This is a genomic window from Streptomyces sp. NPDC101234 (assembly GCF_044767525.1).
GTDB classification, from domain to species: domain Bacteria; phylum Actinomycetota; class Actinomycetes; order Streptomycetales; family Streptomycetaceae; genus Streptomyces; species Streptomyces sasae.
This window is the reverse complement of record NZ_JBIWOA010000013.1, coordinates 266050-290573: the sequence shown is the minus strand read 5'-3', so window position 1 is coordinate 290573 and position 24524 is coordinate 266050. Positions and strand designations below refer to the sequence as shown.

Sequence of the window (24524 nt, the reverse complement as noted above, 5' to 3'; positions counted from 1 at the left end):
AGTCGAGGGCGACACCCGCCTCATTCCGGCCCCCGCACCCCTTCCCATCTGACGACCCGTCACTTTCAATGGAAGGGTGATGGGACACGCAGGGGCGGCCGCGGCAGCCGTCCGTTATCTCAGGTCGGTGCCCGCACCGGGGCCCGTGGAGCCGCTGCCGCGCCCCGAGCTGCGGTGTGTACGCGCGGACGAGCGGGTGCCCATCGACCAGTCGGAGTTCCGGCGGGTGCTGGGGAACTTCGCGACCGGGGTGACCGTCGTCACCGCGCCGGCCGCCGAAGGCGAGCCCTCCCCCGCCGGTTTCGCCTGCCAGTCCTTCTCCTCCCTCTCCCTCGACCCGCCCCTGATCTGCTTCATGGTCGGCCGCACGTCGGCGACCTGGCCGCGCATCGCCCGCGCGGGCGTGTTCTGCGTCAACGTGCTCGGCGCCGGCCAGGGCGAGCTGTGCCGTGCCTTCGCGGTGAGCGGCGCGGACAAGTTCTCGGGCGTGGCGTACGACGCGGCCCCGGTGTCGGGCGCGCCCCGGCTGGCCGGCGCCGCCGCGTGGATCGACTGCACGGTCCACGCGGTACACACGGGCGGCGACCACCTGATCGTCGTCGGCCGGGTGGACGCCCTGGGAGCGGGCGAGACCCCCGACGGGCCACTGCTGTTCCACCGGGGGCGGTTCGCCAGGCTGGAGGACTAGGGGGTGTCCGGCGGATCATGCCGCAGACGCGGGGTCTGGCACGCCCACCTCGGCCGACCAGGCACCGCTGCTTTCCTGCGACTTGATCCGCCGGACACCCCCTAACCGGCCAGGGCGGGCGTGGGCAGCGGGGTCAGCGGGCGGCGCCGGATCACCAGTGCCATCAGGGCCGCCGCCGCGCACAGGGCGCCGGAGGCGTACCAGACCATGTCGTACGTGCCGAAGACGTCGCGGGCGACACCGCCGAGGTAGGCGACGAGGGCCGCGCCGACCTGGTGGGAGGCGAGGACCCAGCCGAAGACGATGGCGCTGTCCTCGCCGTACTGCTCCCGGCACAGGGCCAGGGTGGGCGGCACGGTGGCGACCCAGTCGAGGCCGTAGAAGATGATGAAGAAGATCATCGAGGGGTGGATCGTCGGGCCGAGCAGCATCGGCAGGAACAGCAGTGAGATGCCGCGCAGGGCGTAGTAGACGGCGAGCAGGCGGCGGGGTTCGAAGCGGTCGGTGAACCAGCCGGAGGCGATCGTGCCGACGACGTCGAAGACACCGATGACCGCGAGCAGCGAGGCGGCCGCCGTGACCGGCAGGCCGTGGTCGTGGGCGGCCGGCACGAAGTGGGTCTGGACCAGGCCGTTGGTGGAGGCCCCGCAGATCGCGAAGGTGCCGGCGAGCAGCCAGAAGGGACCGGTGCGCACGGCGGAGGACAGCACCCCCAGGGTCCTGCGGGCCGCGCCGGTGACCGGTGCCGGCTTCGGTACGAACTCGTCGGCGCCGTACGGCTTCACGCCCACGTCGGCCGGGTGGTCGCGCAGCAGCAGCCAGACGAAGGGGACGACCGCGAGGGCGGCGAGGGCGACGGTGACGGCGGCCGGGCGCCAGTCGTACGTCTCGACCATCCAGGACAGCAGCGGCAGGAAGATCAGCTGGCCCGAGGCGGAGGCGGCGGTGAGGATGCCGCTGACCAGACCGCGCCGGGTGGTGAACCAGCGGTTGGTGACCGTGGCCGCGAAGGCGAGCGCCATCGAGCCGGAGCCCAGGCCGACCAGCAGGCCCCAGCACAGCATCAGCTGCCAGGCCGCCGTCATCCATACGGTCAGACCGGACCCGAGCGCGATGACGGTCAGGGCGACGGCCACCACCCGCCGTATGCCGAAACGGTCCATCAGGGCGGCGGCGAACGGCGCGGTGAGCCCGTACAGCGCGAGGTTGACGGAGACGGCCGCTCCGATCGTGCCGCGCGACCAGCCGAAATCCTGGTGCAGCGGGTCGATGAGCAGACCGGGCAGGGACCGGAAGGCGGCCGCACCGATGATCGTGACGAAGGTGACGGCGGCGACGAACCAGGCGCGGTGGATGCGCGGTGAGCGGGGCGGCTTCGAGTCCTGGAGCGCTGCTGCGGCATCGGTTGTCTGGGTCACGCCATAAAGCTTCGGTCAGTGGATTCACTCCATCGAGTGGCCGGAAGGACAGTATTCGTTAGGATCGGGCCATGCGCAGTGGCCCTGGCTTCCGTCCGCACCGAGTCGTCGTCCTCGCCCTGGACGGTCTGCTCCCCTTCGAGCTGGGTATCCCGCACCGCATCTTCGGCCGCCCCAAGGATGCGCGGGGCCGGCCGCTGTACGAGATCGTGACCTGCTCGATCCGGCCGCCGGGCCCGGTCGAGACCGACGCCGACTTCGCGATCCACGTGGCGCACGGCCCGGAGGCGCTGGCCACCGCCGACACGGTGATCGTCCCGGCGTCGTACGAGCTCGGCCCGGTCTTCGACGAGGGTGTCCTCACCCCCGGGCTGGCCGCCGCCCTGGCCCGCATCCGCCCCGGCACCCGGCTCGCCTCGATCTGCACCGGTGTCTACGTCCTCGCCGCCGCCGGCTACCTCGACGGCCGCCCGGCGACCACGCACTGGGCCCACGCGGACCATCTCCAGCAGCTGTTCCCCCGGATCGAGGTGGACGCGGACGTCCTGTTCATCGACGACGGCGACGTGCTGACCTCGGCCGGGGTGGCCGCCGGGATCGACCTGTGCCTGCACATGGTCCGCCGCGACCACGGCACGGCCGTCGCCAACAGCGTGGCCCGCAGCACGATCGTCCCCCCGCACCGGGACGGCGGCCAGGCGCAGTACATCCACCGCCCGGTCCCCGACCCGCAGGTGGCCACGACCACGGCCGCCCGCGCCTGGGCCCTGGGCCGCCTCCACGAGCCCGTCCAGCTGCGGGACATGGCCGAGCAGGAGGCCATGTCGGTACGGACCTTCACACGCCGCTTCCGCGAGGAGACCGGTGTCAGCCCCGGCCAGTGGCTCACCCAGCAGCGCGTCGAACGCGCCCGCCACCTCCTGGAGTCCACCGACCTCTCCGTCGACCAGGTGGCCCGGGACGCCGGCTTCGGCACGGCCCAGTCGATGCGGCAGCACCTACAGGCAGCGCTCGGTGTCACCCCGACCGCCTATCGCCGGACCTTCCGCGCCGGGGCGGGCACCGGCGAGAGCCACGGCACCGCCGGCACCCCGCGCTGACCTCCCGGCCCGCCGTACCTCGCCCCACCAGCCGAGCGCGCTGAGCGCCAGGGTCACCCCCACCCCGGCCAGGACGGCGGTGGACGGCGCCACCACTCGCAGCAGTGCACCGGCGAGGGAGCCGGTCGCCGCGTAACCGGCTCCCGCGGCCGCGTACATGACGGAGTAGCCGGCGGCGTGGGCACGGGCCGGGAGCGCCGCGCGCAGCGCCAGGTTACGGGTGAGCATCGCGGCCGACTGGAGCATGCCTCCCACGACGAGCGCGAACGCTATCCCGGCGGTGTGCGGTATCAGCGCCGCGAGCGTCGTACAGACCGCCGTGCCGGTCATCAGCAGCACGCTGTGGATGCGCAGCCGGCCCGGCCAGGCGCGCAGGCCGTGCAGGAACGCGCCGAGCCCGCCGCCCACCGCCATCCCGGCCAGCAGCGGACCGGACCAGCCGACGCCGATCCCGCGCTGTTCGAGCAGGGCGGGCAGGACGAGTTCGGACAGCCCGAGCAGGGTGAGACTGGCCGCACCCGTGACGTACACCGGCCAGGCACCGGCGAGCACGCGCGCGAGGGGCGCGTGCGCACGCTCTCCCACGCCCCAGGCCGCCGGGAGGAGCCACAGTCCGGCCACCGACGAGGCCATGAGGGCGGCCGCGAGGAGCAACGGGACGCCGGGCGCGACACCGAGGGCCAGACCGGCCACCGCAGCCGGGGAGGCGGCCCACACGGCGGCCGTCAGGATCGACTCGACGGACAGTGCCTGGGCCGCCGACCGCTCCGGGACGAGTGTGGTGAGCAGGGTCCGCAGGCCTCCGGTGGCGGCGGCCGGTGCGGCACCGGCGACGAACGCGAACCCGGCGAGGAGGCCCGGGTGCGCGTGCGGAAGACTGCCGAGCGCGGCGAACGCGGCGGCCCCGGTCGCGAGTCCCACGGCCAGCTGCGCACGGGCGTGCTCCGGACGCAGCCGCATCCCGAGCACGGGCGCACCCAGGATCTCGCCGATCACATAGGCCGTCGCGACCACCGCGCCCAGCGAGTACCCGCCGGGCCGCTCGCGCACCAGGAACACCAGCGCCAACGGGGCCATGGCGACCGGCATCCGGGCGCCCACGGCGGTACAGGCCCAGATCAGGACCTGCTTGGACACGACGTCGCGGTAGGGCATGGGACGACGGTAGGGCGGTGCGCCGACAACGCCGAGCGGTTTTCCCGAGCCCTGTGGACAACCCGCCGACACCCCACGCACACACCCCACTCGCACGCGCCCACTCGCACGCGCCCACTCGCAAGCACCCCACTCGCGCACACCCCACTCGCGCGCACGCTCTAGAACGTGAGCACGCCCCGCGCCACCCGCCCCGCCTCCGCGTCGGCCCGGGCCTTCTCGAAGTCCTCCACCGGGTAGGTCGCGGTCACCAGCTCGTCGAGCATCAGGCGGTCCTGGCGGTACAGCTCGGCGTACAGGGCGATGTCCCGCTGGGGGCGCGAGGAGCCGTAGCGGCAGCCCAGGATGGACTTGTCGAGGAACATGGAGGCGACGACGAAGGACGCCTCGGCGGTGGCGGCGGGCATGCCGAGGAGGACGGCCTGGCCGTGCCGGTCGAGGAGGTCGACGGCCTGGCGGACCAGTTCGACCCGGCCGACGCACTCGAACGCGTGGTCCACTCCGGTCGGCAGCAGGTCCTTGACCCCGTCCGTCGAGGTCAGGAAGTCGGTCGCCCCGAACTGCCGGGCCACCTCCTCCTTGGCCGGATTGGCGTCCACGGCCACTACCCGCAGCGCGCCCGCGATCCGCGCCCCCTGGATGACGTTCAGCCCGATCCCGCCGGTGCCGATGACCAGTACGGTGTCGCCGCGGTCGACACGGGCGCGGTTCAGCACGGCGCCCACCCCGGTCAGCACCCCGCAGCCGATCAACGCGGCAGACGTCAACGGCACGTCCTTCGGGATCCGCACCGCCTGCACGGCCTTGACAACCGTCCGTTCGGCGAAGGCCGAGTTGCACGCGAACTGGTAGATCGCCCGGCCGCCGCGCGTGAACGGCTTCTGCGGGCGCCCTATGGCCTTGCGGCACATGGTCGGCCTGCCCCGGTCGCAGTCGGCGCACGCACCGCAGTTGGCGAGCGTGGACAGTGCTACATGGTCCCCCGGCGCCACATGGGTCACGCCCACACCCACGGCCTCCACCACACCGGCGCCCTCATGGCCCAGCACCACAGGAACGGGGAAGGGTATGGTCCCGTCCACCACGGACAGATCGCTGTGGCAGAGCCCGGCCGCCGTGACGGCGACAAGCACCTCCCCGGGCCCCGGTTCCCGTACGTCCAGGTCGTCGACGACCTGGACCTGTTTGCCGTCGAACACGACACCACGCATCACGACTCGACCCCCTTGGGTTCCCTCGGCAGACCGAGCACCCGCTCGGCGATGATCGTGCGCTGGACCTGGTCCGAGCCGCCGTAGACGGTGTCGGCCCGGGAGAAGAGGAACAGGTGCTGGGCGGGGTCCAGTTCGTACGGCGCGGCGGCCGACCAGTCGGCCGGGCCGACGCTCGCGGTCGCGCCCCGCACCAGCACGGCGAGCTCCCCGAGCCGCTGGTGCCAGCCGGCCCACAGCAGCTTGGCCACGCTGGGCGCGCCCGGTTCGGCGGCCGAATTCCCCAGCGTGCGCAGGGCGTTCCACCGCATGACCCGCAACTCGGCCCACTGGCGCACGAGTCGTTCCCGTACGACGGGATCGCCGGCGGCGCCGGTCGCCACGGCGTCCCGCACCACCCGCCCCAGCTCCTCGGCGAACCCGATCTGCTGGGCGAGGGTCGACACCCCCCGTTCGAAGCCGAGCAGGCTCATGGCGACGCGCCAGCCGTTGCCCTCACCGCCGACGACGTGCTCCAGGCGCGCGTGCGCCCCGTCGAAGAAGACCTCGTTGAAGTCGCTGGTGCCGGTCAGCTGGCGGATGGGGCGGACCTCGATGCGGCCCGGCTGGTCCATGGGCACGAGCAGGAAACTCAGGCCGTGGTGACGTCGTGAGCCGGGCTCGGTGCGCGCGAGTACGAAGCACCAGTCGGCCTCGTGCGCCAGCGAGGTCCAGATCTTCTGCCCGCTGACGCGGTAGCCGTCCGCCTCCCGGACGGCCGCGGTCCGCACGCCTGCGAGGTCCGACCCGGCGCCCGGCTCGCTGTACCCCTGGCACCACAGTTCCTCGCCCGCGGCGACGGGCGGCAGAAAGCGCGCCTTCTGCTCACTGTCGCCGTGCGCGATGAGCGTGGGGGCGAGCAGGTTCTCCCCGATGTGGCCGGAGCGCGGCGGCGCGGCCGAACGCGCGTACTCCTCGGCCCAGGCGACCTGCTGGGTGAGGGTGGCGGTCCGGTTCCCGTACCCGCCCTCCGGCCAGCCGAGCCCGATCCACCCGGCGGCCCCCAGCGCACGCTCCCAACTGCGCCGGTCCACACCGGCTTTGGCATGCGCGCCGAGCCAGGCCCGGGCTTCCCGGCGAAACGCCTCGTCCTCCGGCGCGAAGCCGAACTCCACGGTGACCTCCAGAAGTGCGTCGGGGTTACGGCCGTACGCCGCACAACATTTCCCCTGCCCACTACGCGTTCGGCCGTTCCCCCGCCCGCGCAGCGACCTCCATCGCCGCCAGCTGCGCCAGCATCGGCATCGGATCCACCCCCACGCTCCCCGGCAGCACCTCCGCGATGCGCTCCGGGGTCCAGGGCCCTTCCGCCGCGTACGCGGCCCGCAGTTCCCTCGGCTGGGCCCACACCGCGATCTTCGGTCCCGCCACCGTGTACACCTGCCCGGTGATCCCCGCTTCCCGTGCGCCGTCCGAGAGGAGGTAGACGACGAACGCCGCCACGTCCTCCGGCTCGCCGATCTCCGCCAGCTCCGTCGGCACCCCCGCCGACATCCGGGTCCGGGCCACCGGCGCCACCGCGTTCGCGGTCACCCCGTACTTGTGCAGGCCCAGCGCCGCGCTCCGGACCAGCGAGATGATGCCGCCCTTGGCCGCGCTGTAGTTGGCCTGGGAGACCGAGCCCTGGTGGTTGCCACTGGTGAAACCGATCAGCGTGCCGGCGCGCTGCTTCCGCATCACCGCCGACGCCGCCCGGAACACCGTGAACGTGCCCTTGAGATGAGTGGCGACCACCGGGTCCCACTCCTCCTCGGTCATGTTGAACAGCATCCGCTCGCGCAGGATCCCCGCCACGCACACGACCCCGTCGAGACGGCCGTACGACGACAGCGCGGCATCCACCACCCGCTGTCCGCCCGCCATCGTGGAGATGTCGTCGGCCACCGCGACCGCGTCCCCGCCCGCCGCCCCGATCTCCTTGACGACGGCCTCGGCGACCTCGCTCGTGGGCGACGCGCCGTCCACCGAGACGCCGTAGTCGTTGACGACGACCTTCGCCCCCTCTGCCGCCGCCGCCAGCGCGACCGACCGTCCGATACCACGCCCCGCACCCGTCACGGCGACGACCTTGCCTGCCAAGAAGTTCCCCACGCCCGGCCCCTTCCCGTGGTTTCTGACGGACCGTTAGATTTTATGGCGCGTCGGATGTGCGGACACAAGCCCCGGGGAGGACCGAGATGTCACTGCCGACCCTTCATCCCGCGTTTCACGACATCGCCGAGCGCGTCAACAACTGGGGCCGCTGGGGGGCCGACGACGAGATCGGCACACTGAACCTGATCACCGACGAGGTGGTGCGGGAGGCGGCGGGAACGGTCCGCTCGGGCCACCGGGTCCCGCTCGCGCTGCCACTCCGGGAGGACGGCGTGCAGACCGGGATGATCCCCGGGCGGGTCAACCCGCTGCACGCCATGGTGCAGATCAACCAGGAGCTCTTCGGTCCGGGGACCGTCGCGTGCAGCGACGACGCCGTGACCATGGGGCTGCAGGCCGGCACGCACTGGGACGCGCTGACCCATGTCTCGCACTCGGGGAAGCTGTACAACGGCCGCCCGGCGGACACCGTGACCGCACACGGCGGTGCGGAGTTCAGCGGGATCGCCACGGCTCGGCACATCGTCTCGCGCGGGGTGCTGCTGGACGTGGCACGCGCACGCGGCACGGACCGGCTGGAGGGCGGCCACGCGGTCACGCCTGAGGACCTCGACGCGGCCGAGGAACTCGCCGGGACGACGGTCCGGAGCGGTGACGTCGTCCTCGTGCGGACCGGGCAGGTGCAGGTGTACCTCGCCGGGGACAAGCACGGGTACGGCTATCCGTCGCCGGGGCTCTCGGTACGCACCCCGGAGTGGTTCCACGCGCGCGATGTGGCCGCCGTGGCGAACGACACCCTGACGTTCGAGATCTTCCCGCCCGAGATCGAGGACCTGTGGCTGCCCGTGCATGCGCTGGACCTGGTCGAGATGGGGATGCTCCAGGGCCAGAACTGGAATCTCGAAGAGTTGTCCACAGCCTGTGGAGAAACCGGCCGGTACGCGTTCCTGCTGTCGGCGATGCCGGAGCCGTTCGTCGGGGCGACGGGCACTCCGGTGGCGCCCGTGGCGATCCTCTGAAGCCGAAGTCGGCGTCGAGGCCAAAGCCAAGGTCGAAGTCGAAGTCGAAGCCAAGGGATGCCGAAGTCGAAGTCGGTGTCACGCCGAAGACGGCGTGACACCGACCCTCCCCCATTCCCCCTGAATCCGGACGGCTGCGCGCGCCGGCCCGCCCCGAGCCCGGTCCCGCGCGCCACCGTCCGACTCGACCCACACTCGACGAGGGTGTCCGTCCCCAGGACCCCTCGCCGTCCCCTCGCGGCGAATCGCAGACCTCAAGCGTGTTCAAACGGTCACAAGGCGTCAACACCCGTGCGGGCTTATATGGCTTATGCCCCGGTTCACAATGGGCGCGCACGGATGCAACCCCCGGCGCACGGTCCGCACGCCGGGATCACACCGCCTCGAACACCAGCCCCTCGAACGAGGCCAGCCCACCCCCGTACGCCACCGCCGCGCCCTGCCGGGTCTCCGAACACCGGTCGAGTTCGCACCAGATGCGCTTGCCCGCACCCTCGGGACTCCAGCCCCAGCGGTCGGCGAGCCCGTCGACGAGGGCCAGGCCACGGCCGCCGGTCGCGTCACTGTCGGCACAACGCGGCACCGGCGCGCGGTTGCTGGTGTCGGCGACCTCGAGCCGTACGGTGACCGACTCCTCGGCGTCGCCCCTGCGGTCCGTGCCCGGAAGCGAGAGCCGCAGCACGGCCGGGCGGCCGGTGTGCACCACGGCATTGGTGACCAGTTCGGAGACGAGCAGGATCAGGATCTCGGCAAGCGGTTCGTCCGCCGCTATGCCGGACCCCGCGAGGCGCGAGCGGGTCCACCTTCTGGCCCGCCCCACCTCCGCGGGGTCGGGCCGGATCTCCAGCTGCACTTGAAGCACCTGCACCGCTCACACCATCCGAACCGGCGGACACATGAACCCGCGCCGAGTCAGCGCCACGACGAACGTCGCGGCGACTGGAGCGACGAGGGCCACGATCGTAGCCATTTTCTGCATGGCCAGAACAACGGCCAGAGCAAGGGTCACGGAACGTGATTCCCTTACGAGACAGCATGGTTGACGTACAGTCACCCCAACAAGCGCTTCGGGCATATTCCAGCGCGAAGGAGTACGCCTACGGCATACTGTGCGACGCTCGCGGCGGGGAGTCGAACAAGCGGGGGCGCAAGCCCTTACCGCCCTGCAAGCAGCGGCACGCACCATGAACCGCGGGGCCGCTTCGACGGCACCGCCGGCATGGCTCGTCCTCGGAACCACTCGCATCCCACAGAAGGTACCCGAGAGGACACTCGACTCCAGGCCGTGACGAGTCACGCGTTGGACACAACCCGGTATCAACGCTCCGTGATTCCGGTATGCCACAATCCGCGACACCGACCCACCAGCACCACTGATTCCGCAGATCAGAGCCGCTTCGAACACTCACCCGAGCAGCTCGACGGCGAGCAACTCCTCACTCTCCGTGTTGCCGCCGCCACGCTGCGCCCGCACCCAGGCCCGTTTCAGGTGCAGATGCACCTCGGCCTCCCAGGTGAAGCCCATCCCGCCGTACACCTGGAGACAGTCCCGGGCGCCGCGCACGGCGGCCTCGTCGGCGAGCAGCCGGGCCGCCGCGATGTCCACGGGGTCGGCGGTCACGGCGGCCGCGTAGACGGCCGCACGCGCGGTCTCGGCGCGCACCAGCATCTCGGCGCACAGGTGCTTGACGGCCTGGAACGCCCCGATCGGCTGCCCGAACTGTTCGCGCGTCCGCGCGTGTTGCACGGCGAGCTCGCACGCGCGCGTGGCCGTGCCGAGCTGCTCGGCGGCGGTGAGGAGTACGGCCACCGGATCGGGGGCCGGGTCGGGGGCCGGATCGGAGACCGGTCCGGAGGCCACCGCGGGGACGCGGTGCAGGGGCGTCAACGGGTCCACGGAGCGCAGCGCTACGGCCCCCGACGCGTCCCCGGTCACGGTGTCCGCCTCGGCCAGCCACTCCACCAGGCCGCCGTCCACACGGGCCACCACGGCCTCCCCGGCGGCCGCCCCGGGCACGTCGGCCGCCGCGAGGTGGGTGGCCACCAGCGGGCCGGTCAGCAGCGCCCGCCCGGCCTCCTCGAAGACCAGCACCGCCTCGGGCAGTCCGAGCCCGACCCCGCCGTCGGCCTCCGGCAGCCGCAGCGCGAAGAACCCGGCCGCCCCCAGTTCCCGCCACAGGCCCCGGTCGAGAGCGCCCGGCGCACCGACGGCCGCCCGCAGCGCCTCGCCGTCGAACCGCCGCGCGAGCAGCCCCCGCATCCCGTCCCGCAACGACCGCTGGTCTTCGGTCAGTTGAAAGCGCACGTCACCGCCCCTTCGGCAGCCCGAGGATCCGCTCGGCCACGATGTTCCGCTGGATCTGCGAGGTTCCGGCCGCGATGGTGTACGAGAGGGAGGAGAGCCGGTCCAGGACCCACGGCCGGTCCAGGTCGAGGGCGTCCGGGCCGAGCACCGCGGCGGCCGCGTCGTACAGCTCCTGCCGTGCGTGCGAGTAGCGCAGTTTGAAGACCGAGCCGCCGACCCCGGGCACGCCCTTGCCCTCCGCCTCGCTGACGTTCCACTGGGTGAGCCGCCACAGCGCCCGGAACTCGGCGTTCAGCCGGCCTAGGCGGCGGCGCAGCACCGGGTCGTCCCAGGTGCCGTTCCCGTACGCCACGCGCGCGAGGTCGCCGAGCACCCGGCGGCAGGCGACGACCTCGCCGACGAAGGCGGTGCCGCGTTCGAAGGAGAGGGTGACCATGGTGACGCGCCAGCCGTCGTCCTCGGCGCCCACCCGGTTGGCCACGGGCACCCGCACCTCGTCGAGGAACACCTCGGCGAACTCGGCCGACCCGGCGAGCGTGCGCAGCGGCCGTACGGTGACACCGGGCGCGTCCATGGGCATGGCGAGCCAGGTGATACCCCTGTGCCTGGGCGCCTGCGGGTCCGTGCGCACCAACAGCTCGCACCAGTCGGCGACTTCCGCGTGCGAGGTCCAGATCTTGGCACCGCTCACCACGTAGTCGTCGCCGTCGCGCCACGCGCGCGTGCGGAGCGCGGCCAGGTCGGAGCCGGCGCCCGGTTCGCTGAAGCCCTGGCACCACACCTCGTCGCCGCGCAGGATCGGCGCCAGCCAGCGCGCCCGCTGCTCCTCGGTGCCCTCTGCGGCGATGGTCGGGCCGGCGTGCAGAAGGCCCACGAAGTTGGCGCCCACATAGGGCGCGCCGGCCTTCTCGGTCTCCTCCAGGAAGATCAGCCGGACGGTGGGGGACGCGTCCCAGTGGACGTCGGCGTACCCGGCGTCGTACAGCATCCGCTGCCAGCCGAGGTCGTAGGCGCGGCGGCCCGGCCAGTCCTCGGGCTTCGGCTTCGGCGGGAGGCCGGGCAGCGCCTTGGCGAGCCACTCCCGCAGCCGGGCCCGGAAGTCCTCCTCCTCGGGCGTGTACGACAGATCCACCGGCAGGCACCCCCACGGTAAATCGCGGAACTGATGGTTCGTCAGATCTTGCAGGCTAGCCCCGCACCCCTGGACCGACAAGGCGCCAGGACCTACGATCTGACGACTCGTCAGCTAGCGGAGCCAGCAGGGGGCCCGGGCCATGGACGACACGAACGCCACCGCACACGATCCGAACGCCGTCGCGCACGACCCGGACGCCGTGTCGCGCGATCCGGACGCCGTCGCGCGCGAACTGGGCACCTCCCGCACGCTCTGGGACCTGGTCGTCCGTCGCGCCTGGCTCACCCCCGACCGCCCGGTGTTCCTCCAGGGCGACCGCACCCTGTCCTTCGGCCGGCTGCGCGCGCGTGCCGAACGCGTCGCGGCCGGTCTGTACGGCATGGGTGTGCGCCCGGGCACGGTGGTCGCCTGGCAGCTGCCCACCCGGATCGAGACGGCGGTGCTGTCCTTCGCGCTGGCCCGGCTCGGCGCCGTCCAGTCCCCCGTCATCCCCTTCTACCGGGACCGCGAGGTCGGCTTCGCGCTGCGCGAGTCCAGGGCCGAGTTCTTCGCCGTGCCGGGCGTGTGGCGCGGTTTCGACCACACGGAGATGGCGCGGCGGCTGGGCGCGAAGGGGATCTTCGAGGCGTACGACGGTGCCGGGCTGCCCGACGGCGATCCGGCCGTGCTGCCCGGCCCGCCCGCCGAGGGCACCTCCGTCCGGTGGATCTACTGGACCTCGGGAACCACCTCGGACCCCAAGGGCGTTCTGCATACGGACCGGTCGCTCATCGCGGGCGGTTCGTGCCTGGCGCACGCGCTGCGGCTCACGGCGGACGACGTGGGCTCGATGGCGTTCCCGTACGCGCACATCGCCGGCCCGGACTACACGGTGATGCTGCTGCTGTACGGCTTCCCGGCGGTGATGTTCGAGCAGTTCGCGCTGCCGGACGCGCTGCCGGAGTACCGCAGGCACGGGGTGACGGTGGCGGGCGGGTCGACGGCGTTCTACTCGATGTTCCTGGCCGAGCAGCGCAGGCAGCCGGGGGTTCCGGTGATCCCCTCGCTGCGGCTGCTGGCGGGCGGCGGGGCACCGAAGCCGCCCGAGGTGTACCACGCGGTGGTGCGGGAGATGGGCGTGCAGCTGACGCACGGGTACGGCATGACCGAGGTGCCGATGATCACCATGGGGGCGCCGGACGACACGGCGGAGAACCTGGCGACGACCGAGGGGAGGCCCCCGGAGGGGATGGAGATCCGGATAGCCGAGGGCGGTGAGGTGCGGCTGCGGGGGGAGGCGGTGTGCCAGGGATATCTGGATCCGGCGCAGACCGCCGAGGCCTTCGACGAGGACGGGTTCCTGCGGACGGGTGACCTGGGTCAGGTGACCGAAACCGGTCACCTGGTCCTCACCGGACGCCTCAAGGACGTGATCATCCGCAAGGGCGAGAACATCTCCGCGAAGGAGATCGAGGACCTGCTCGCCGCGCATCCGGCGGTCGGCGACGCAGCCGTGGTCGGGCTGCCGGACGCGGAGCGCGGGGAGCTGGTGTGCGCGGTGGTCGAACAGCCGCCGGGGAGCGCCGCGCTGACGCTCCCGGAGGTGGTGTCGTACCTGCGCGCGAAAGGGCTGTCGGTGCACAAGCTGCCGGAGCGGCTGGAGGTGGTGGACGCCCTTCCGCGCAACGAGACGCTGCGCAAGGTGCTCAAGTACAGGCTGCGCGAGCGGTTCTCGGGGCGCCCGGGGAGTCCCGGTCCGGAGGCTCCCGGGAAGTCCTAGTCCGGGATCGTGAAGTAGCGGGCGAACGCCGGGACGATCTCGGCCTCCGCGACCTTGCCGTCGCCGTCGACGTCCAGGCCGGCCGCGATCGTCTGCGCGAGCTCCGGGGGCACCCCGAGGACGCGCAGCACGCGCGCGGTGTCGGCGACGGTCGCCGTGCCGTCGCCCGCGGTGTCCGCGAGGGCGAGGGCCGCGTGCAGGAAGGGGCGGGCGATCTCGCCGAACCGGTCGGGGTTGTCGTGCAGCCGCTTGACCGCGCCGCTCACGAACTCCTCGCGGGTGATGCGCTGGTCGCCGTCCCGGTCCGCCATGCCGGCCATGCCCTGCCAGAAGGCCTCCGCGCCCGCGTACAGGGCCTGGCCCCGGTCCGAGCGGGCGGGGGTGCCGAACTCGGTGAGCAGGGCCTTGGTCGCCGCGTTGAAGTCTCCGCGGTCGATCCAGCCGTTGCCGTCCTGGTCGAAGGTTGCGAACCGGGCGGCGATCCGTCGCTCGTACTCGGTGCTGACCATGTGTGTTCGGGCCGCCTTACGTGACGTGGGGGTTCATCCAGCAGGGAGCGTACGACGCGGGCGGCCGCCCCGGAGCACGAAAACGACGGTTGTGCCAAGACAGGGGGAATTCTGCGACAACAACGTGGCACTGCCGCCGTCATCGGCTATGTGCTCCCGAGGCCCGCTCAGGCGGACAGCGGGTCCTCCTCGTCGGCGGTGGCGCTGTCGATGTCTCCGTACACGTCGAACAGCCGTCGTACGCCGAGGGCGCCGAGGACCCGGTTGACGTGAGAACCGTCACTCGCACCCTGGGCGGGCAGAATCAGCCGCAGCCGGCCCCGGCAGGAGCGGATGAGACGGCGGGCGGCGATGAGGACGCCGACGCCGCTGGAGTCGCAGAAGAAGACGTCGGAGAGGTCGAGGACCAGGCAGTGATGCCCCTCGGCCACCACGTCGTGCACCCGCTGGCGCAGCACCGGCGAGGTCACCAGGTCCAGTTCGCCCGACACCCCGAGAACAGCCCACTCGCCCTGTTCGACGCCGGTCACCTTGAAAGCCACGGCTCAGCCCTCCGCTCGCCGGATCTCCCGGAACCGCCCGGAAACGGAGCCAGTTCCTACGCTTCTTTTCGCGCGGCTGCCCAGCGGCGGTTCCCCGAAACCCCGAATGACAAACGAGCGACGATCAGGAAGGGTCTTGTTTCGGTCATCTCCGATCCTGTTCGATCAGGAGCGGGAGGGGAACACGAGAAACACCAGGAGGGGGCCTTCTACCACCCGCGATGCGTCGAGGGGCGCGCATTGCCACAAAGGGGCGTGCGTCGTCGGACGTGCCGACTACATTCGAGGTGACGGTGGAGACACGCTGGACACGGGCACGGGGAGGGGGCCGCATGGCGAAGAAGGACGTACCGCCCCGCTGGGACCGCAAGATGCAGCAGCGGCTCGCGCGCGGCGAGGCGGCCGCCCTCGGTGAGCTCTACGACCGCTTCGCCTCGCTCGTGCACGGCCTCGCCCACCGCGTCCTCGGGGACGAGCACGCCGCCGACTCCATAACTCGCGAGGTCTTCACGCACGTCTGGGAGCATCCCGACGCCTACGACCCCCGGCAGGGCCCGCTGCGCTCCTGGGTCGCCGCGCTGACCCACCGGCTGGCCGTGCAGCGCCTGCGTGCCACCGAGACCGCCGCGCTCACGGCGGGCGACATCGGCTCCGCCGAGGCCGCCCAGGCCGCGGAGGAGCTGGAGCGCAAGGTACGGCGCGCCTCCGTCGCCGCCCGCGCGGACTACATCGTCCACTCCATGCCGACCCCGCTGCGCGCCGCCCTGGAGCTCGCCTACTTCCAGCGCCGGGACTACCGGCAGACCGCGGTGGACCTCGGCGTCACCGAGGACGAGGCCCGCCGCAGGCTGCGTCTGGGCCTGCAGCTGCTGTCCACCGCGCACGACGCCGGAACACCGCCGGGATACGGGGGTGGCGCGTGAGCGACGCCTTCGAGGCGCACGACGGCACCGGCGGCTCCGGGCTGCCGCCGCGCATACCGCTGCCCCGGGCCTCCGTCGAGGACGGCGGGCAGCCGCTGCCGGAACCGGCCGACCTGCCGCCCGTACCGCTGGAGTTGCCGCACGACGTCCTGAAGTCGCTCCTCGGGGCGTGGGCGTTGGCCGCGTGCTCGACGGCGGAGAGCCTCGCCGTCGAGGTCCACCTCGGCGACTGCGGGGCCTGCGCGGACGAGGCGCGGCGGCTGCGCGAGGCGGTCGGCCTGCTGCACCAGCCGGAGAGCCTCGACCTCGACCCGGGCCTGCGCACCCGCGTCCTGGAGAGCTGCCTGGACCGCCGGCCGGCCCGGATCCCGCTCCCCGCCTGGGCGGCCCCCTACGACGCCGAGGCCGCCCGCCTGGACGCGCTCCTCCAGGACATCGGCGACGCGGAGTGGCACGCGCCGGTGCGGCTGCGCTGGTTCGACGGCCAGGCGCCGACGAGCCGCCGTACGACGGTCGCCGGAGTCATCGCCCACCTGCTGTCGGTGGACGGGCTGGTGGCGGTGGCCCTCGGCCTGGACGATCCGCTCGGGGACGCGCCCGCGCAGGGCCCGGCCGGCCGCACCGAGGCCTTCTGGCAGGCCTCGCACTTCCCGCCGACCCGTGCGGTGCGGGTTCCCTGGCGGGAGCAGAGCCACCAGCTGGTGCAGACCGTCTCCTTCACCGGCGGCGGCGCCGGGCGGCTCGGGGTGTCGTACGGCGACTTCGCGCTGCCCCTGCACGACGCGATGCTGGACCGCGCCTTCGAGTGCTGGGTGCACGCGGAGGACATCGCGGAGGCCGTGGACTATCCCTACGGGCCGCCGGCCCCCAGGCACCTGCACCGGATGATCGACCTCGCGGCGCGGATGCTGCCCGCGGTGCTGGCCGAGCGGCGACGGGCCGGACTGGCGGCGCCCGCGCAGACCCCCCACCTGGTCCCTGCGGGACGGCCCGGCCGAAGCCTGCGGCTGGAGATCGAGGGCAACGGCGGCGGCGAGTGGCTGATCCCGCTGGACTCGCCGGGAGCGGTGGGCTCGGCGGACCACGAGGTGGCGCATGTGGCGCTGGACGACGTGGAGTTCTGCAGGCTGGCCGCGGGACATGTACCGCCGGAGGAGGCGGCCGCGGGGCAGCTCGGGGACCGGGCCGCGATCAGGGATGTGCTGTTCGCGGCGGCGAGCCTGAGCCGGATGTAGGCGAGTTCGCCCGAGAGGCGGGGTGGTGCGGGTTCGACGGCGGGTGCGGGAGCGTGGGGGCCGTTCGCGCAGTTCCCCGCGCCCCGGAAAAGACGGGGCTGCGCCCCGCTTTCGGGGGCGCGAACAACCACGAACCACCCGCAGCCGCCCTACGACAGAACTCCCCTGCCCACTAGGCGAAGACGACCGTCCGTCGGCCGTTGAGCAGGATGCGGCGCTCCGCGTGCCACTTCACCGCCCGCGCCAGCGCCTGGCACTCCACATCGCGGCCGATCGCGACCAGCTGGTCCGGGGTGACGTCGTGGCCCACCCGCTCGACCTCCTGCTCGATGATCGGGCCCTCGTCGAGGTCCGCCGTGACGTAGTGCGCCGTCGCGCCGATCAGCTTGACGCCCCGCGCATGCGCCTGGTGGTACGGCTTCGCGCCCTTGAAGCTCGGCAGGAACGAGTGGTGGATGTTGATGATCCGGCCGCTGAGCTGCTTGCACAGGTCGTCCGAGAGAACCTGCATATAGCGGGCCAGCACCACCAGCTCGACGTCCTCCTCGCGGACGAGTTCGAGCAGTTGGGCCTCGGCGTCGGCCTTCGTCTCCTTCGTCACCGGGATATGGCGGAAGGGGATGTGGTACGACTCCACCAGCTCGGCGAAGTCGGTGTGGTTGGAGACAACGGCCGCGATCTCCACCGGCAGCGCGCCGATGCTGGCGCGGAAGAGCAGGTCGTTCAGGCAGTGCCCGAACTTGCTGACCATGAGGACGATGCGCATCTTGTCGTCCGCCCGGTTGATCTGCCACTCCATACGGAAGGAGTCACCGACCGCCGCGAAGCTCGCCCGCAGCTTGTCGACCGTCACCGGCGACTCGGCCGAGAAGTGCACCCGCATGAAGAACAGACCCGTGTCGTGGTCCCCGAACTGCTGGCTGTCCTCGATGTTGCAGCCGGTCATGAAGAGATAGCTCGACACGGCGTGCACGATGCCCTGCTTGTCCGGGCAGGAAAGGGTGAGGACGTACTGGTCGGCCGGGGCGGCCTGGGCTCGGGTGGACTGATCGGTCATGCACCACAGGGTCTCATGCCCCGCCGCCCCCGTCGGCTCCTGTCCGCCACGCGGACCAGCGCGGACCAGCCCGGACCGGCGCTGACCCGGTACGGCCTACCCGGACGTCCTCGGGCTCACGCCGTCCGCGTCATGATCCGCAGCACCTCGAGGCTGCGCGGCGGCGCCTCCGGGTCGTCGCCGTCGCTCGTCGCGAGACGTATGTGGGCGTCCCGGGCCGCGCGGACCGCGTCCGGCCACGCCTGGTGGTCGAGATACGCGGAGACGGGGGCGTCCGGCCCGACCTGGTGCATGATCCGCAGCACCCGCAGCACGGCGGTGTCGACGAGCGCCGCCTCCTGCGAGTCGCGGAATATCGTCCCGACGTATTTCTCGGCGGACCAGTTGTCCAGCCAGGTGTCCTCGACCAGCCGGTAGACGGCGTCGGTCACATCACCGTAGCCGTCCGTGCCGACCAGCCAGACGTTCCGCTGGAACTCCTGGTCGGAAAGCATGTGCAGCGCGGAGCGCACATTGCTGCGCCAGCGCCACCATGGCATGTCGTTGAGTGGCATGTCGCCCATGGTGGAGGAGCGACGGCCGCGACGGGAAGAGTTCTCCGAACCTTGCACGGTCATCGATCGTACGTTCCTCGCCACGAACCTGTGAGAGGCCCCCGTAATTCACCTCCACGTCACTCCTCGTTGACCATGGGTCACTCCCGGGTTTCAGATGTGGCGGAATCGTGCGTGTCCATGACCGGCAGGCGACCCAAGCGCAGCACCTTCCCCACTTCGGCCCACCGACCCGTGAGAGCCACCGCCCTGTCAGCGGTGGCCATGGCGGCCTGTGCCTCACTCGCCGCCGGCTGCGGCGTCGTACCAGGACTGTCGAGCTCGACGGACGACACCATCAAGATCATGACGTGGGCACCGCAGGACACCAGCGCCACCAACAAGCCCGGCATGCCCGCCATGGCGTCCGCCTACATACGCTGGATCAACTCTCAGGGCGGCATCCACGGCCGCAAGCTCAAGCTGCTCACCTGCAACGACCACAACACCAGCGTGGGCGCCGCGAGCTGCGCCCAGCGCGCGGTCGACGAGAACGTCGTCGCCGTGGTCGGCTCCTACAGCCAGTTCGGCGACTCCTACTTCGCCCCGCTGGAGGGCGCGGCCATCCCCTACATAGGCGGCTACGGGGCCTCGAACCAGGAGTTCACCAGCCCGGTCTCCTTCCCGGTCAACGGCGGCCAGCTCACCCTGCTGAGCGGGCTCGGGGAGGCGCTGGCCGGCTCCTGCGGCCCGGTCACCCTGGTCCGGCCCGACAGCATCGCCGGCGACCAGCTGCCCCAGCTGCTCGACTCGGGCCTGCGGGCGGGCGGCCACGCCAAGTCGATCGACCAGCTCGCGGCCGAGGACCTCACCGAGTACGACAAGCAGTCGCAGAGGGCCCTGGAGAGCGCCACCTCGAACTCACTGAAGACCGGCTGCGTGGTGCCCGAGCTCGGGGACCGCACGGCCACCTTCATGGACAACTTCCAGCGGGCCCGCAGCGACTACGCGAAGGTGAAGACGGCCGCCGAGATCGGCAGCGTCGACCAGACGGTGATCAACTCGACCGGCGGTGCGTCCGGCCCGTACGAGGGGTCGTACATCACCGGCTGGTACCCGGTGGCCTCGGACTCGCACTGGGACGAGATGAAGAAGGTCATCAGCAAGGAGGCCTTCGGCGACAACCGGATCGACCCGGCCGACGCCGGGGTGCAGACCACCTGGATCGCCTACAAGGTCCTGACGGCAGTCCTGGACGAGATCGGCGACGGCGAGGTCAGCTCCGACAGTGTGCGCCACACCCTCAACGGCGGCCTGAAGGTCTCCACCGGCGGCCTCACCCCCACCCTGTCCTGGCCCTACCAGGGCAAGCTGGCCGCGGCCGGCTTCTCCCGGCTGGTCAACACCGATGTGAACGTCCAGACCGTCAAGGGCGGCCTGCTGCAGTCCGCGAACAAGAACGCCCTCGACATGACGAAGATCCTTCAGAACGCGGACCTCACCTGACCTGCCGGCCGACCCGTTCGTTCCCGCAGCCGGCCCGTGCTCAGAGCTGGGTCGGCTGCCGCTGGGTCAGCCCGTACTTGCTCGCGATCGTGTTCCACAGCGCGGCCGCCTTCACCTTCTGACTGCTGGCGGTGCCGCTCTCACGGTTGCCGGCGGCGGTCTGCCCGGTGGAGCGGGCCTGGCCCTTGCGGCAGCCGTGCTTCGCGCTCACCTGGTCGGCCCAGGCCGCGTAGTGGTTGTCGGCGTTCGCGGAGGCCTGCCAGGCCTTGGTGAGGGCGGCGGTCAGCTCGGCGTTGTTCGGCAGCTTGTCGACGGACAGCTTCGACAGCTGGGTGACCAGCGAGGCGCGCTGGGTGGCGGCGGTGCGCAGGTCGGAGGCGGAGCCGTCCAGGTTGTTGCACTGCTTCACGTTGGCCACGGCGGCGATCACCGAGGCCCGGCTGCTGCCGCTGTCGGCGAGCAGCTTGTCCAGGGCGGCGGCCTGCGCCTTCGCCGGGTCGGCCGCGCCGGACGTGGCCCCGCCGGTGGCGGAGGCCGAGGCCGCGACCGTCTTGCTGTCGTCCGAGTTGCCGCCGCCCCCGCTGAACAGGGCACCGGCCCCGATCCCGAGGACGACGATACCGACGCCGACGGCCGCGATCAGCGGCACCTTCGACTTCGCGCGGCCGCCCCGGCCGCCGTCGTCGTCGCCGTACTGCTCGTACGACGGCGCGGGCGGGGGCGGGCTGTAGGACGGCTGCGGCTGCTGCTGGAAGCGGGGCAGCTGTGCGGTGGAGGCGGCCGGGGGCTCACCGCCGGGCCCGCTGCGGAAGAGGTTGTCGAACTCGGCGGGCGGCTGCCGGTCGCCGCCCTGCGGACCGCCGGCCGGGTACGGGGCTATGTACTGGGTGGCGTCGGCGTCGGAGTGCTGCGCGGGCGGCCCGCCCGGGTAGCCGGTCTGCCCGTGGGAGCTCTCCGGCGGCAGCGCGCCCGGACCCACCGGCGGGATCAGCTGGGTGGCCCCCTCGGGGGCCGCTGCCACCGGCGGGATGAACTGCGTGGCCCCCTCGTCCACCGGCGCGGCGGGCACCGGCGGGATGTACTGGGTCGCGCCCTCGTCGGCGGCCGGCAGCGCGCCAGGATGCCCGCCGTGGCTGCCGTGCGGGACGGCGGGCGGCAGCGCGGCGCCCGCGGCGCCGTAGTGGTCCTGGCCGGCGGCCGGGGGCAGCGGGGCGCCGTACGGCTGCTGGGGCTGGGCGCCGTAGCCGTACGACTGCTCGTAGCCGCCGTACGACGGTGCCGACGCCCCCTCGGGCGGGAGCGGGCCGGCGGCCTGCGCCTGGGCGTCGTGGGACTGGACGGCGTGGGACTGGGCGTTCCAGGCGGGCGGCTGCTCCGGGGTGCTCCACTCCTGGCCGGCCGCCTGCGGCCACTCCGGCTGGGTCTGCGGCGCGCCCTGCTGATGGCCGGGACCCCACGGCTGTCCCCAGGCCTGGCCCTCCGTGGGTGCGGCGGCCGGCGCCGGGGCCGCGGCGGGCGGCTGCGACATGGCCGCGGGAACGCCCGTCATGCCCGGCAGCAGCGGCTCGCCACCGTCGGAGGGCAGCACGATGCCTTCGCGTGCGGGCTCGCCCTGTCCACTCTGCGTCACCGGGACTCCTACTAATGGGGGACCTTGTGAATCGTCGGTTTACGCTACCGGGTCCCCTCAGCAAGGTGCCACGCGGCCGAGGCCGCGATCTTGTTCCCTGTGGCAGCAGTAACAGAACCGCCCCGCGGTGCGCTGTAATTGCCGCTTCCTGCGCGGCAAGGTGTGGTTTGCCACACGTTCACGCATCCGCGGGGCATGAATTCATGCGGCCGCCTGCAGATCCAGCCGGGCGCCGAACTCCCTGACGACCGGTTCGTCCCGGAACGGCTCCAGGCGCTGCTGGAAGTCCTCCAGGTACTCGGCGCCCCGGTTGGAACGGACCGTCTCCAGGAGCTCCACCGCCTTCATACCGGTGGCGCAGGCCTGTTCGATCTCACGCTGCTGCACCTGGGCTGTGGCGAGGAGCACATAACCGATCGCCCGGCGCCGCGCCCTGGTCTCCGGGTGCCCGTCCAGCGACTGCCTGGCGCACCGCGCGGCCGCCTCGGCCTGGCCCAGGTCACGGTGGCAGTGCGCCAACTCGTCGGCCAGATAGGCCTCGTCGAAGTGCGCGATCCACGCCGGGTCGTCCCCGGAGGACGGATCGGCCGCCTCCATCGCCGACACGGCCCGCCCGGACGCCAGCTGCGCCGACCGCGCATCGCCCAGCAGGGCGTGGCCGCGGGCCTCGGCCGCGAAGAACATGGCCTCCGCGCGCGGGGTCACCCGACCGCGCGCCCCCTCCTGCGCCGCCCGCGCCAACTGGGCGATCTCCCGCGGGTTCCCGAGCTGCGCGGCCAGGTGGCTCATGGAGGCGGCGAGCACATAGCCGCCGTACCCGCGGTCCCCGGCCGCCTGCGCAAGACGCAGGGACTGGATGTAGTACCGCTGGGCGAGACCGGGTTGGCCGGTGTCGACGGCCATGTACCCGGCAAGTTCGGTGAGTCGGGCCACCGCGGCGAACAACTCCCGCCCGACAGACTCCCGGTAGGAGCCGGCCAGCAGCCCCGAGACCACACTGTTGAGGTAGTGCACGACGACCGGGCGCACATGCCCGCTGCCGAACTGGTGGTCCAGGTCCGTCAGCGCCTGCGTCATGGCCTTCACGGCCGCGACGTCCGACGGCCCGACCCGCGGCCCCGCCTGCCGCGCGACCTGCGCGTCCGGTGCGGAGATCAGCCAGTCCCGGCTCGGCTCGACCAGCGCGGACGCGGCCACCGAGGAGCCGGACAGGAAGTCCCGGCGCCCCACGTCGCTGCGCCACAGCTCGCAGACCTGCTCGATGGCCCCCAGCACCGTCGGCGAGAACTGGAGACCGACGCCCGACGCGAGGTTCTTGCCGTTGGCCATGCCGATCTCGTCGATCGTGACCGTACGGCCCAGCTTGCGCCCGAGCGCCTCGGCGATGATCGCGGGCGCCCGGCCCCGCGGCTGCTGCCCGCGCAGCCAGCGGGCCACGGACGTCTTGTCGTACCGCAGATCGAGACCGTGCTCGGCGCCGCACATGTTGACCCGGCGGGCGAGCCCGGCGTTCGAGCACCCCGCCTCCTGGATGAGCGCCTGCAACCGTTCGTTCGGCTGCCGCGCGACGAGAGGCCTTGCGGCCATGGCGTACCCCCTGCGAACTCCCTGTAGGGAAAAGATCCGGCCCTGACGATCACTGCCCAGCGGACATACCGAAAATGCGGGACATGCGAGGATTGCCGGGTAAAGGCGGCGGAACTGCGGGCACGACCGCCGCCAACCCCCCACTTGTGACTACCCGCTCACGCCCCGGTTCCTCCTGCGCGCCCCCACACGTGCACCCATGCGCCCCAGTTGCGGAAAAGATGCTCCTCCCCCGCGCGCGCTACGCCCGTAACTCCAGGTGGACGCGGGAGTTGTGTTGAGCGTGGAAGAGACGATCGTGGGCACCGAAGCCGCTCAGATTCCGAAGCAGCGCGGGGAATCGCTGCTGGAGACCGCCGTACGCTACGCCGAAGAGCGCCACTGGGACGTCTTCGCGGGCACCTGGCTGGAAGCGGTCGAGGGGGTGCAGCGCTGCTCCTGCGGGGAGGTCGCGTGCGCGGCGCCCGGCGCGCACGCGGCGCGCGCGGACTGGGCATCGCAGGCGACCGGTAGTGCGACGGTGGTGCGCCGGATGTGGCAGAAGCAGCCGACGGCGTCGATCCTGCTGCCGACGGGACGTACCTTCGACGCGCTGTCCGTCCCGGAGACGGCGGGTTTCCTGGCGCTCGCCCGGATGGAGCGGATGGAGCTGGCGCTGGGGCCGGTGACGCTGACGCCCGACCGCCGGATGCAGTTCTTCGTGCTGCCGGGGGCAGCGGTGAAGGTGCCGGAGCTGGTACGGAAGCTGGGCTGGTCACCGGCGTCGCTGGACCTGACGACGCTGGGGGAGGGCGCGTATGTTCCCGCACCGCCTACGCGGTACGGGTCGCAGGGGGCGGTGCAGTGGGCGTGCCGGCCGACCGCGGCGAACCGGTGGCTGCCGGACGCGGAGGAGCTGATCTCGGCGCTGGCCTATGCGTGCGGGAGGGATCGGTAACCGCCTACTGGGCTGCCGGGTTCGGTTTCGTGGCGAGCGCGGGTTGTGTGTGGCCGGTCGCGCAGTTCCTCCCCCAGCCTTCGGCCGGGGGTACCCCCAGCGCCCCTGAAGGGGCGCTGCACTCACGTCGGCCACAGCGGCA

At 72.3% G+C, this 24524-nt stretch carries 22 protein-coding genes; 8 read left to right on the top strand and 14 right to left on the bottom strand.

Translation table 11 applies throughout. From position 1 onward, the window contains the following. Positions 1-79 precede the first annotated feature (79 nt). On the top strand, positions 80-688 hold the full coding sequence (locus ACIRR9_RS25065) for a flavin reductase family protein (RefSeq protein ID WP_403755700.1): 609 nt from the start codon (positions 80-82) through the stop codon (positions 686-688). 101 nt (positions 689-789) lie between these two features. Here the strand turns inward: ACIRR9_RS25065 and ACIRR9_RS25060 are convergent, their stop codons facing one another. Beyond that, a complete protein-coding gene (locus tag ACIRR9_RS25060; protein ID WP_403755698.1) occupies positions 790-2106 on the bottom strand; it encodes an MFS transporter in 1317 nt (438 codons plus the stop codon). Between the two features lie 71 nt (positions 2107-2177). Here ACIRR9_RS25060 and ACIRR9_RS25055 point away from each other — a divergent pair, with 71 nt between their 5' ends. Next, on the top strand, positions 2178-3206 hold the full coding sequence (locus ACIRR9_RS25055; protein WP_403755696.1) for a GlxA family transcriptional regulator: 1029 nt from the start codon (positions 2178-2180) through the stop codon (positions 3204-3206). Here the strand turns inward: ACIRR9_RS25055 and ACIRR9_RS25050 are convergent. From ACIRR9_RS25050 to ACIRR9_RS25035, 4 genes are all read right to left on the bottom strand, one after another. After that, positions 3105-4361, bottom strand: coding sequence for an MFS transporter (locus ACIRR9_RS25050; protein WP_403755694.1), 1257 nt, complete (start codon positions 4359-4361; stop codon positions 3105-3107). The genes ACIRR9_RS25055 and ACIRR9_RS25050 overlap by 102 nt on opposite strands. A 161-nt stretch (positions 4362-4522) precedes the next feature. Beyond that, the gene (locus ACIRR9_RS25045; RefSeq protein ID WP_403755691.1) at positions 4523-5572 is read right to left on the bottom strand and encodes a Zn-dependent alcohol dehydrogenase; all 1050 of its coding nucleotides are present in this window, start codon (positions 5570-5572) and stop codon (positions 4523-4525) included. Then, positions 5572-6726, bottom strand: coding sequence for an acyl-CoA dehydrogenase family protein (locus ACIRR9_RS25040; protein ID WP_403755687.1), 1155 nt, complete (start codon positions 6724-6726; stop codon positions 5572-5574). Before ACIRR9_RS25040 ends, ACIRR9_RS25045 begins: the two co-directional genes overlap by 1 nt. Before the next feature lie 61 nt (positions 6727-6787). Next, a complete protein-coding gene (locus ACIRR9_RS25035) occupies positions 6788-7702 on the bottom strand; it encodes an SDR family NAD(P)-dependent oxidoreductase (RefSeq protein WP_403755684.1) in 915 nt (304 codons plus the stop codon). A gap of 86 nt (positions 7703-7788) precedes the next feature. On the opposite strand from ACIRR9_RS25035, the gene ACIRR9_RS25030 reads away from it, so the two are divergent. Next, positions 7789-8724, top strand: coding sequence for a cyclase family protein (locus tag ACIRR9_RS25030; RefSeq protein ID WP_403755681.1), 936 nt, complete (start codon positions 7789-7791; stop codon positions 8722-8724). 373 nt (positions 8725-9097) lie between these two features. Here ACIRR9_RS25030 and ACIRR9_RS25025 read toward each other — a convergent pair whose 3' ends face one another. The 3 genes from ACIRR9_RS25025 to ACIRR9_RS25015 all read right to left on the bottom strand — a co-directional run bounded on the left by ACIRR9_RS25025 (position 9098) and on the right by ACIRR9_RS25015 (position 12161). Beyond that, positions 9098-9577 carry an ATP-binding protein gene (locus ACIRR9_RS25025; protein WP_403755753.1) on the bottom strand — a complete coding sequence of 160 codons (480 nt, stop codon included), beginning with the start codon at positions 9575-9577 and terminating at the stop codon, positions 9098-9100. Between the two features lie 552 nt (positions 9578-10129). Further along, complete coding sequence (locus ACIRR9_RS25020; protein ID WP_403755677.1) at positions 10130-11029, bottom strand: acyl-CoA dehydrogenase family protein; 900 nt, start codon at positions 11027-11029, stop codon at positions 10130-10132. Position 11030: 1 nt separating this feature from the next. Further along, on the bottom strand, positions 11031-12161 hold the full coding sequence (locus ACIRR9_RS25015) for an acyl-CoA dehydrogenase family protein (protein ID WP_403755674.1): 1131 nt from the start codon (positions 12159-12161) through the stop codon (positions 11031-11033). Positions 12162-12303: 142 nt separating this feature from the next. On the opposite strand from ACIRR9_RS25015, the gene ACIRR9_RS25010 reads away from it, so the two are divergent. Next, a complete protein-coding gene (locus ACIRR9_RS25010; protein WP_403755671.1) occupies positions 12304-13923 on the top strand; it encodes a class I adenylate-forming enzyme family protein in 1620 nt (539 codons plus the stop codon). Here the strand turns inward: ACIRR9_RS25010 and ACIRR9_RS25005 are convergent. Continuing rightward, positions 13920-14432 carry an EF-hand domain-containing protein gene (locus tag ACIRR9_RS25005; RefSeq protein ID WP_403755668.1) on the bottom strand — a complete coding sequence of 171 codons (513 nt, stop codon included), beginning with the start codon at positions 14430-14432 and terminating at the stop codon, positions 13920-13922. The genes ACIRR9_RS25010 and ACIRR9_RS25005 overlap by 4 nt on opposite strands. A gap of 167 nt (positions 14433-14599) precedes the next feature. After that, complete coding sequence (locus ACIRR9_RS25000; RefSeq protein WP_123976159.1) at positions 14600-14974, bottom strand: STAS domain-containing protein; 375 nt, start codon at positions 14972-14974, stop codon at positions 14600-14602. Between the two features lie 332 nt (positions 14975-15306). On the opposite strand from ACIRR9_RS25000, the gene ACIRR9_RS24995 reads away from it, so the two are divergent. Together ACIRR9_RS24995 and ACIRR9_RS24990 are read left to right on the top strand one after the other, a co-directional pair. Further along, positions 15307-15897, top strand: a complete 591-nt coding sequence (locus ACIRR9_RS24995; RefSeq protein WP_365348564.1) for a sigma-70 family RNA polymerase sigma factor — start codon at positions 15307-15309, stop codon at positions 15895-15897. Continuing rightward, positions 15894-17132, top strand: a complete 1239-nt coding sequence (locus ACIRR9_RS24990) for a maleylpyruvate isomerase N-terminal domain-containing protein (RefSeq protein ID WP_365348562.1) — start codon at positions 15894-15896, stop codon at positions 17130-17132. Before ACIRR9_RS24995 ends, ACIRR9_RS24990 begins: the two co-directional genes overlap by 4 nt. A 172-nt stretch (positions 17133-17304) precedes the next feature. Here ACIRR9_RS24990 and purU read toward each other — a convergent pair whose 3' ends face one another. Both purU and ACIRR9_RS24980 read right to left on the bottom strand, forming a co-directional pair. Then, positions 17305-18189, bottom strand: a complete 885-nt coding sequence (gene purU, locus ACIRR9_RS24985) for a formyltetrahydrofolate deformylase (protein WP_123976157.1) — start codon at positions 18187-18189, stop codon at positions 17305-17307. Positions 18190-18305: 116 nt separating this feature from the next. Then, a complete protein-coding gene (locus ACIRR9_RS24980; protein WP_384573565.1) occupies positions 18306-18806 on the bottom strand; it encodes a hypothetical protein in 501 nt (166 codons plus the stop codon). Positions 18807-18923: 117 nt separating this feature from the next. On the opposite strand from ACIRR9_RS24980, the gene ACIRR9_RS24975 reads away from it, so the two are divergent. Then, the gene (locus tag ACIRR9_RS24975) at positions 18924-20228 is read left to right on the top strand and encodes an ABC transporter substrate-binding protein (RefSeq protein WP_403755663.1); all 1305 of its coding nucleotides are present in this window, start codon (positions 18924-18926) and stop codon (positions 20226-20228) included. A 40-nt stretch (positions 20229-20268) separates the two neighbouring features. On the opposite strand, the gene ACIRR9_RS24970 is transcribed toward ACIRR9_RS24975, so the two are convergent. Beyond that, positions 20269-21858 (bottom strand): hypothetical protein, encoded by a 1590-nt coding sequence (locus ACIRR9_RS24970; RefSeq protein ID WP_403755660.1) that lies wholly within the window; start codon positions 21856-21858, stop codon positions 20269-20271. Positions 21859-22059: 201 nt separating this feature from the next. Continuing rightward, positions 22060-23445 (bottom strand): transcriptional regulator, encoded by a 1386-nt coding sequence (locus tag ACIRR9_RS24965; RefSeq protein ID WP_123976153.1) that lies wholly within the window; start codon positions 23443-23445, stop codon positions 22060-22062. A gap of 274 nt (positions 23446-23719) precedes the next feature. Here ACIRR9_RS24965 and ACIRR9_RS24960 point away from each other — a divergent pair, with 274 nt between their 5' ends. After that, positions 23720-24382: a bifunctional DNA primase/polymerase gene (locus ACIRR9_RS24960; protein WP_403755656.1), complete on the top strand. Its 663-nt coding sequence runs from the start codon at positions 23720-23722 to the stop codon at positions 24380-24382. The last annotated feature ends 142 nt before the right edge of the window (positions 24383-24524 follow it).

What these genes read in the sequence shown, in the direction of transcription:
- ACIRR9_RS25010 (WP_403755671.1), top strand. Translation starts at nt 12,304, where the DNA reads ATGGACGACACGAACGCCACCGCACACGATCCGAACGCCGTCGCGCAC.
- ACIRR9_RS25065 (WP_403755700.1), top strand. Translation starts at nt 80, where the DNA reads ATGGGACACGCAGGGGCGGCCGCGGCAGCCGTCCGTTATCTCAGGTCG.
- ACIRR9_RS24975 (WP_403755663.1), top strand. Translation starts at nt 18,924, where the DNA reads ATGACCGGCAGGCGACCCAAGCGCAGCACCTTCCCCACTTCGGCCCAC.
- ACIRR9_RS24980 (WP_384573565.1), bottom strand. Translation starts at nt 18,806, where the DNA reads ATGACCGTGCAAGGTTCGGAGAACTCTTCCCGTCGCGGCCGTCGCTCC.
- ACIRR9_RS25030 (WP_403755681.1), top strand. Translation starts at nt 7,789, where the DNA reads ATGTCACTGCCGACCCTTCATCCCGCGTTTCACGACATCGCCGAGCGC.
- ACIRR9_RS25050 (WP_403755694.1), bottom strand. Translation starts at nt 4,361, where the DNA reads ATGCCCTACCGCGACGTCGTGTCCAAGCAGGTCCTGATCTGGGCCTGT.
- ACIRR9_RS24995 (WP_365348564.1), top strand. Translation starts at nt 15,307, where the DNA reads ATGGCGAAGAAGGACGTACCGCCCCGCTGGGACCGCAAGATGCAGCAG.
- ACIRR9_RS25005 (WP_403755668.1), bottom strand. Translation starts at nt 14,432, where the DNA reads ATGGTCAGCACCGAGTACGAGCGACGGATCGCCGCCCGGTTCGCAACC.
- purU (WP_123976157.1), bottom strand. Translation starts at nt 18,189, where the DNA reads ATGACCGATCAGTCCACCCGAGCCCAGGCCGCCCCGGCCGACCAGTAC.
- ACIRR9_RS24965 (WP_123976153.1), bottom strand. Translation starts at nt 23,445, where the DNA reads ATGGCCGCAAGGCCTCTCGTCGCGCGGCAGCCGAACGAACGGTTGCAG.
- ACIRR9_RS25045 (WP_403755691.1), bottom strand. Translation starts at nt 5,572, where the DNA reads ATGCGTGGTGTCGTGTTCGACGGCAAACAGGTCCAGGTCGTCGACGAC.
- ACIRR9_RS25055 (WP_403755696.1), top strand. Translation starts at nt 2,178, where the DNA reads ATGCGCAGTGGCCCTGGCTTCCGTCCGCACCGAGTCGTCGTCCTCGCC.